The sequence below is a fragment of the Undibacterium sp. Dicai25W genome, from assembly GCF_049340505.1.
Classification (GTDB): Bacteria; Pseudomonadota; Gammaproteobacteria; order Burkholderiales; family Burkholderiaceae_D; genus Undibacterium; species Undibacterium jejuense.
In genome coordinates, this window is sequence record NZ_JBMPOQ010000034.1 from 1 (window position 1) to 8,645 (window position 8,645).

Here is an 8,645-nt window from a genome sequence, read left to right on the forward strand (position 1 = left end):
GCCATTTAATTTTCCTATTCTTCTCACATGGTTGCGCGTAGCACTGATTCCTCTCGTGGTCGGTGTTTTTTATTTGCCATCTCGAATTGTGTTGAAATTAATTTTGCTTAGAGTGGTTTTAATACGGACACTTTAGTTCAAAGATAGCTGAACTTTCAATTCAATAATAAATAAATTCTTTTTTGATAAACCTTTGATTTTTCGGAATATGGAGTTCAAAGATAGATGAATTCTGACATTTCTGTTCTCCTTTGGCATATAAGTTCGCCTCAAGAACTCTAGTTATGCATGGCTTGATTTTACGGGAGGGTTACAATTCTTACCAGTAAAAATCATTCTCCATCATTTATCTATTGCACACGTTAGTTCGGTTATTTACGGTAAATATCCACATGTATCCAAAAAAATTCAGAGTTAGCTGAACAAAATTCAGAGTTAAGTGAATATCGACAGCATTGATATTTTATTTGAAATTTTTTCCATGTTTTTTGATAAAAACCCAAGTGATCTTCAGGGTAGAGACTGCACATTTTCAATAACAATGAAAAAGTCGCTTGCATAAATCACTGTTTTTTTATACAGTACTGCAAAACGCGGATTTAACTCAGGCGTTTATTTTCCACCGGCTGCTTATTGAATGAAAGAATGTATGGACGATAAGAAATCTGACAACAGCTCAGAAAAGAGCAAGGCGCTCGCTGCGGCGCTGGCACAAATCGAAAAGCAATTTGGTAAAGGTTCGGTCATGCGTATGGCCGATGGCGCTGTGGTGGAAGAGATTCAAGTTGTTTCCACAGGCTCATTAGGTCTGGATATTGCACTGGGCGTTGGTGGCTTGCCACGTGGCCGTGTGGTTGAAATCTACGGTCCAGAATCTTCAGGTAAAACGACGCTGACGCTGCAAGCGATTGCAGAAATGCAAAAACTCGGTGGCACCTGCGCGTTTATTGATGCGGAACACGCCCTTGATGTTGGATATGCTCAGAAGCTAGGCGTTAATCTCAATGATTTACTGATTTCTCAGCCTGACACAGGTGAGCAGGCGCTGGAAATTACTGATGCGTTGGTGCGCTCTGGTAGCGTTGATCTGGTGGTTATTGACTCGGTGGCTGCATTGACACCACGTGCTGAAATCGAAGGCGATATGGGTGATTCTTTACCTGGATTGCAAGCGCGTTTGATGTCGCAGGCATTGCGTAAGTTGACTGGCAGTATCAAACGTACAAATACGTTGGTGATCTTTATTAACCAGATTCGTATGAAAATTGGCGTCATGTTTGGTAGCCCAGAAACTACAACTGGCGGTAACGCGCTGAAGTTCTACGCTTCTGTTCGTTTGGATATTCGTCGCACAGGCTCAATCAAAGCTGGTGATGAAGTTATTGGTAACGAAACCAAAGTTAAAGTTGTAAAAAATAAAGTGGCGCCACCATTTAAAGAAGCGCATTTCGATATTCTTTATGGAGAAGGCACTTCCCGTGAAGGTGAAATTCTTGATCTGGGTGCTGACGCTAAGATCATTGAAAAAGCGGGTGCCTGGTATAGTTATAACGGCGAACGCATTGGTCAGGGTAAAGATAATGCACGTAATTTCTTAAAAGAGCGTCCACAACTGGCGTATGAAATTGAAAACAAAGTGCGTGAACATCTTGGTGTTCCAGCTTTGCCAGCACCGAATGCTGATGCCGCAGCTGCATGATTGATTTGATTTAAGTAGTCGTTCTTACTTACATTAACTGAAGCCGATAATTTCCAGCTAGAAAAATGCTGAAGTTGTCGGCTTTTTTTTTTGATGCTTGATGTTGCTGCTCAATAAAGTCACTTTCATGATGAAACAAAAATTAAGCCTGAAAGGGCGAGCACTCCGCTATCTGTCTATGCGCGAACATAGTCGGATAGAACTGGCCAGAAAATTGTCCGTTTATGCAGAAGAGGGCGATGATATTGAGGCGGTGCTGACGTGGTTGGAAGCATCGAACTTTATGTCAGCAGAACGGTTTTCTGATTCATTAGTGAATCGACGTTCTGCGCGTTTTGGCAATCAAAGAATTTTGGCTGAGCTACAAAGTCATCAGATGGATGACGTTGAAATTCAGCGAGTGAAAGCGAATTTATCTGAAACCGAAAGCGCAAGGGCCATTGAGGTCTTGCACCGCAAGTTCCCACGCCCCCCCGAGGATTATGAACAGCGTTTGAAACAAAGTCGATTTTTGCAGCAACGAGGCTTTTCAGGGAAGGCGATTCAGCAAGCGATGCGAGAACCGCGGGAAGATGAAGATCAATAAATATTTCTCATTGCTTTTGAAGACCTTTCGCCCGAAAGCGGAAGAAAGTAATGACTGTGCTGGACGGGGTGGTATCAGGAAATCAACATGCCAGCGACACGAAGCATTTTGGCAGCGGGTGAACCCTCACACCCACCCTTTCCGTCCCGCTGATGAGGAGGGAAGTAATTAGATATTTGTTTTCGATGTTTTTGATTACGCCCACTTATCATCAAAAGCGCAATCAAAATTACAATAAAAATGCAAATTCACTGATTAATTCGAGCAGTTTTGTTCTATGCAAGTGCAAAAAATGAGCGCATTTGGTGAGTTCAGGTTTTAGCTGTGCTAGAATTCGAAGGTTTTTTGCAGCGCCGCAGGAGCGGCTGTTATCGTAGAAGCTGCGGTAACGACGCGCAATTGTGGCTCTTTTATATAGAATTAGCCGCCAGCAAGGCATGATGCCCTTATCATCTCCGACAATCCCACGCACGTTGAAGCATACGCGTGCCATCAGCATATCTGCGTACGAACGCGAAGATGGCTTGTGGGATTTTGACGCCCATATTACAGATCACAAGACACGTGACATTAAGCTTGCCTCCGGCGTACGCCCAGAAGGTCAGGCGCTGCACGACTTGCATCTGCGCGTCACTGTAGATCGAAAACTTGAAGTGATCGCTGTCGAAGCAAGTTCTGACGCTGTTCCTTATCCCGGTTATTGCGAAGCGATCACCCCGGATTACAAAAAGCTGGTCGGTTTAAATTTGATGAAGCAGTTCCGTCAGGGCGTGAAAGAACGTCTGGCAGGAATACATGGCTGCACGCATTTAACCGAACTCGCACAAATTTTACCAACCGCGGCGATCCAGGCCTTTGCAGGCGATGTGATCGATACCCGTGACAGCGCCAGTGATACCGCTGGCAATGCTAACCAAACTCAACAACCTTTCCAGCTTGACCGTTGCCATGCTTTGCGTGTTGACGGACCGGCTGTTGTTCAGTATTACCCGCGTTGGGCGAAACCTTCGCCTGACGCAAAATCACCCAGCTAGTTTGTTTGTTTAATTATTTATACCTCAGTGTCTGAAGGGAAGTCGTATGAAAATCCATGAGTATCAGGGTAAAGAAATCCTCCGTAAATTCGGAGTGACCGTACCGCGCGGTATCCCATGCTTGTCCGTTGATGAAGCAGTGAAAGCGGCTGAAACCTTGGGCGGACCAGTCTGGGTCGTCAAAGCGCAAATCCACGCTGGTGGTCGCGGTAAAGGCGGCGGCGTTAAAGTTGCAAAATCCTTGGAGCAAGTGCGTGAATACGCTGATGCGATCATGGGTATGCAATTGGTAACACACCAAACTAGCCCAGAAGGTCAAAAAGTTCGTCGTTTGTTGATCGAAGAAGGTGCCGATATCGCTAAAGAACTGTACGTTAGTATGGTTACTGACCGTATCAGCCAGCGCGTTGTGTTGATGGCATCGTCTGAAGGCGGTATGGATATTGAAGAAGTTGCGGAAAAACATCCAGAACTGATTCACTCCATCGCTATTGATCCAAGTGCTGGCCTGCAAGATGCAGAAGCAGATGATATCTCCCGCAAAATCGGTGTGCCAGAAGGCTCTATCGCTGATGCGCGCGTTCAATTGCAAGGTTTGTTCAAAGCCTTCATGGAAACAGATTGCTCCCTGGCAGAAATCAATCCATTGATCTTGACAGGCTCCGGCAAAGTGATCGCTCTGGATGCAAAATTCAACTTCGACGCGAACGCCTTGTTCCGTCAACCAGAAATCGTTGCTTACCGCGATCTGGATGAAGAAGATCCAGCAGAAATCGAAGCGTCTAAATTTGACCTCGCTTACATCTCTCTCGACGGTAACATCGGTTGCCTGGTGAATGGTGCTGGTCTGGCGATGGCAACAATGGACACGATCAAACTGTTCGGCGGCGAACCAGCTAACTTCCTGGACGTTGGCGGTGGTGCAACAGCAGAAAAAGTGACTGAAGCGTTCAAGATCATGTTGAAAAATCCAGGCTTGAAAGCCATCCTGGTTAACATTTTCGGCGGCATCATGCGTTGTGACGTGATTGCTGAAGGCGTGATTACTGCATCTAAAGCAGTTTCTTTGAAAGTGCCTCTGGTTGTACGTATGAAGGGTACTAACGAAGACATCGGCAAGAAAATGTTGGCTGACTCTGGTCTGCCAATCATCTCTGCTGACACGATGGAAGAAGCAGCGCAGAAAGTTGTTGCCGCTGCCGCAGCTCACGCTTAATTATCGCAAGGAATCAATATGTCCATCCTGATTAATAAAGACACTAAAGTCATTACCCAAGGTATCACTGGCAAAACTGGCCAGTTCCATACACGTATGTGCCGCGATTACGCGAACGGCAAAGAATGTTTCGTTGCTGGCGTGAATCCAAAGAAAGCCGGCGAAGATTTCGAAGGCATTCCTATTTTTGCTAACGTTACTGAAGCTAAAGCAGCAACAGGCGCGACTGTTTCCGTAATCTACGTTCCACCAGCAGGCGCAGCGGCAGCGATCTGGGAAGCTGTTGAAGCTGAACTCGATCTGGCTATCTGTATCACAGAAGGTATTCCAGTTCGTGACATGATGATGTTGAAAGACCGCATGGCTAAAGCTGGTAGCAAAACAAAATTGCTCGGCCCTAACTGCCCGGGTCTGATCACACCAGACGAAATCAAAATCGGTATTATGCCTGGCCATATCCACCGTAAAGGTCGTATCGGCGTGGTTTCCCGTTCCGGTACATTGACTTATGAAGCAGTGGGTCAATTGACTGCACTGGGTCTGGGTCAGTCTTCCGCTGTTGGTATCGGTGGCGATCCGATCAATGGTCTGAAACACATCGACATCATGAAGATGTTCAATGATGATCCAGACACAGACGCTGTGATCATGATCGGCGAAATCGGCGGTCCAGATGAAGCGAATGCTTCTTACTGGGTACGGGACAACATGAAGAAGCCAGTTGTTGGTTTCATCGCTGGTGTTACTGCGCCTCCAGGCAAACGTATGGGCCACGCAGGTGCCTTGATCTCCGGTGGTGCAGATACTGCACAAGCAAAACTGGACATCATGGAAGAATGCGGTATCAAAGCAACTAAGAACCCGTCAGAAATGGCGCGTTTGTTGAAAGCGATGCTGTAATCTGACGTAAATACGGCGCCTTCACGGCATCAGTTCAGTCGTAGTACAAAAAAGCCGCGTTCATCGCGGCTTTTTCTATGGATCTCGCGACGGTTTGACTTGATATCTGTGCAAATTGATTTTCTTAATGTTAAGCTTGAGCCAATAACGAAAAAAAACAAATGATGGTCGTAAGAATAGCGTAGTCCCGTATTGCATTGTCCCAGCTGATGAGCATGCAAATACAAGGTGTATTGCTGTTCGGAGGAGTGTGAACTGCCTCGGCTCGCAAGCTTCCATATTTCTTATTCATATCAACAGTTTTTCCATTTATCCAGCAAATATATTATCGATGGCATATCAGCACGTACTAGAATTCGCCGCTCTCTCAGACACGGGTCGCGTCAGAGATCACAATGAAGACGCTATCGTTGTGTGCGCGGATTATGGGTGTGCCATTTTGGCCGATGGTATGGGTGGCTATAAAGCCGGAGAAGTAGCCAGTGCGATGGCAACGCAGGTTATAGCTGATTATTTATGTGCCAAGCTCGATACAACCTGGTTTGCTCGCTTGGGTTTACAAGCGGTCAAATTGTCGCGCTGGATGACTGAATCTATCGAATTGGCGAATCGCCATGTTTTATATGCTTCACAAACCAATGCCGAATGCTTTGGCATGGGTACGACGGTAGTGGTGGCGTGTTGCTCACAAGATAAGCTCTTGCTGGCACATGTTGGAGATTCGAGAGCCTATCGGTTCAGAGATGGCCAACTGGCGATCCTCACACACGATCATTCCGTCCTTCAGGAGCAGCTTGATGCCGGACTCGTCACTGAGGCACAAGCACGGTTTTCTAATATTAAGAATTTAATTACCAGAGCAGTTGGCACCCAAGAAAATGTCGACGTTGAGATACATGCACATCCGTTACAAGAACAAGATTTATACATGTTATGCTCAGACGGATTGACCGATATGCTGAGTCATGATGAAATTCAAGTCATATTGCAGCAGCACTCCGGCGACCTGCCTTCATGTTGTAAATTATTAATTGATAGCGCAAATGCTGCCGGGGGAAACGACAATTCTTCCGTGGTGTTATTTAAAGTACATGCAGTGCGCAATCTTTCCTGGTTGCGACGTCTGTTGGGTAGGTAGTTTTTGGTCACAATGAATTGATGAGAGAGTTATGGCGAAAATCATCGTCACCTTTAATGGTCTGATACAGCAAGAAGTTAGCATTTCAAAATCACGGATGACCATAGGCCGGCGCCCCGGCAATGATATAGTCATCGATCACCTGACTGTCAGTGGTCAGCATGCTGCAATTGACACGACATCCAACGGTTCTTTCGTGCTCGATTTGGGCAGTACCAACGGTACCATGGTCAATGGTCAGCCGATCAAGAAACATTTGTTGCAACATGATGATGTGATTGACATCGGTAAGTACAAGTTGCGGTTCCAGGTGGAAAAGAATGAGCAGGTGACAACTATTTCATCATCCGCTTCTGCGACCGCGATTCCCAAGATTGCCAAAATCAAGGTACTCAATGGCAATAATGCCGGTAAAGAAATGACACTGACCAAACCAATAACAACCATCGGAAGTCCCGGCGTGCAAGTCGTGGCCATCACTAAACACGAAAAACATTATTCACTGGCGCATGTTGATGGCTCGCAAAAACCCAAGGTCAATGGTGTCGATGTCGAAAAATCAGCACCTTTGGCAAGTGGTGATATCATCGATCTGATGTCGACGAAGATGCAGTTTTTGTTTGTTTAACTCAAAATGCTATCGAATTTATCAAAGCACCAAATAGGTCTGTGAATTTTTAATTAATTTAATATTCATAATGTTACGACACAAAATTATTTTGTGTTTTGCACTTAATTCATGGTTAAATAGTCCACTAATTCAAGTAATCTAATTTTGCTTTGAGTATTGATCGATCTCTTGTATGAGATGAGAATATAGCTAAATTTGTTCGCAGTCTGGGTGTTTTTTATAGTCTGCATAAACTGGTTTATATTTTATTTTAAGGGAGGTTAGTTATCGTAGATGCTCATATGGAACTGGTTGTTGCTTGATTATTTATCAACCCTTTTTCGGAAATGAAGATGAGATCTATGAAGACAGTGAATATGGTGCAAAAAGGTTTTACCTTGATCGAGTTGATGATTGTAGTTGCGATCATCGGTATTTTGGCTGCTGTTGCATTGCCAGCATATCAAAACTACACAGTACGCAGCCGCGTTACTGAGGTGGTTGGTTTGATGGAAGGCTTTAAGCCAACCGTTTCTGAAAATATCGCTAATAATAATGGCACAGGCGGTAACAACTGCTTAGGTATTACAGATCTGACTACTGCTACTGTGAACACTGCTTCTGTAAAATGTACTAGTTCTACTGGTGCTATTACTGGCACTGGTACTACAAAAGCGAACGGTGTTTCTTTGACATTAACACCTACCTATACAACCGGCTCACCTGTTACTTGGAAGTGTGCGTCTGGTGCTAATACAGCGAACTACCCATTTGTTCCTTCTGAATGCCGTAACTAATCTCAGTGTAGTTATCTGAGTACATGAACCCGCCAGCCTCTGGCGGGTTTATCATTTTCACCTCCAGGCAGGTCTTACTACAATGATGCATTGCCGATTCTGGACGTATTAATCCTTGCATTTTTTCTTGACTTGTATAAGGTAAAAACTTGCACTTATAGCCTTTGTAGTCTTAAATACTATGCCAAACTGACCAATCAATGTGACTATTTTCGCTGAATTAATTAAATGCTGACGAAATTTGTCACTGTTAATGACGAATTTTGTCGTTGCTGATCAAGGATCTTACTATTTACATAGACACTTAGCTTATAAGGAATGTGATATCTGATGCTGGCACGGTGTTTGCATAACAGTGGTAGTCGTAACCCAATTTTGTTAACCTCCGGAGATTTATAATGAAATCTATGAAGATTGTTAAAGCAGTTCAAAAAGGTTTTACCCTGATTGAATTGATGATCGTTGTTGCTATTATCGGTATCTTGGCTGCGGTTGCATTGCCAGCATATCAAAACTACACAGTACGCAGCCGCGTTACTGAGGTGGTTGGTTTGATGGAAGGCTTTAAGCCAACCGTTTCTGAAAATATTGCTAATAATAATGGTACAGGCGGTGACTTCAATGAGATAGCTCAGTCCCATCGGGATGCCAAGGTGCAGCAAGGC

At 44.7% G+C, this 8,645-nt stretch carries 9 protein-coding genes and 1 pseudogene; all 10 read left to right on the top strand.

Going from position 1 to position 8,645, the window contains the following annotated elements:
- Window positions 1-79, top strand: a pseudogene (locus ACO0KY_RS19220) (CDP-diacylglycerol--glycerol-3-phosphate 3-phosphatidyltransferase); the annotation flags it as partial.
- 570 nt (window positions 80-649) lie between these two features.
- On the top strand, window positions 650-1,699 hold the full coding sequence (recA, locus tag ACO0KY_RS19225) for a recombinase RecA (RefSeq protein ID WP_423048782.1): 1,050 nt from the start codon (window positions 650-652) through the stop codon (window positions 1,697-1,699).
- Between the two features lie 127 nt (window positions 1,700-1,826).
- Window positions 1,827-2,285 carry a recombination regulator RecX gene (recX, locus tag ACO0KY_RS19230; RefSeq protein WP_423048784.1) on the top strand — a complete coding sequence of 153 codons (459 nt, stop codon included), beginning with the start codon at window positions 1,827-1,829 and terminating at the stop codon, window positions 2,283-2,285.
- A gap of 440 nt (window positions 2,286-2,725) precedes the next feature.
- On the top strand, window positions 2,726-3,319 hold the full coding sequence (locus ACO0KY_RS19235; RefSeq protein ID WP_423048786.1) for a DUF2889 domain-containing protein: 594 nt from the start codon (window positions 2,726-2,728) through the stop codon (window positions 3,317-3,319).
- Window positions 3,320-3,350: 31 nt separating this feature from the next.
- Complete coding sequence (sucC, locus tag ACO0KY_RS19240; RefSeq protein WP_423048796.1) at window positions 3,351-4,535, top strand: ADP-forming succinate--CoA ligase subunit beta; 1,185 nt, start codon at window positions 3,351-3,353, stop codon at window positions 4,533-4,535.
- Between the two features lie 18 nt (window positions 4,536-4,553).
- The gene (sucD, locus tag ACO0KY_RS19245; RefSeq protein ID WP_422993387.1) at window positions 4,554-5,435 is read left to right on the top strand and encodes a succinate--CoA ligase subunit alpha; all 882 of its coding nucleotides are present in this window, start codon (window positions 4,554-4,556) and stop codon (window positions 5,433-5,435) included.
- 331 nt (window positions 5,436-5,766) lie between these two features.
- On the top strand, window positions 5,767-6,573 hold the full coding sequence (locus ACO0KY_RS19250; protein ID WP_423048788.1) for a Stp1/IreP family PP2C-type Ser/Thr phosphatase: 807 nt from the start codon (window positions 5,767-5,769) through the stop codon (window positions 6,571-6,573).
- A gap of 31 nt (window positions 6,574-6,604) precedes the next feature.
- Window positions 6,605-7,201, top strand: coding sequence for an FHA domain-containing protein (locus ACO0KY_RS19255; RefSeq protein WP_423048790.1), 597 nt, complete (start codon window positions 6,605-6,607; stop codon window positions 7,199-7,201).
- A gap of 335 nt (window positions 7,202-7,536) precedes the next feature.
- Complete coding sequence (locus ACO0KY_RS19260) at window positions 7,537-7,980, top strand: pilin (protein WP_423048792.1); 444 nt, start codon at window positions 7,537-7,539, stop codon at window positions 7,978-7,980.
- 398 nt (window positions 7,981-8,378) lie between these two features.
- Window positions 8,379-8,645, top strand: a 267-nt coding sequence (locus tag ACO0KY_RS19265; protein WP_423048794.1) for a pilin, incomplete at its 3' end; no start/stop codon positions are given.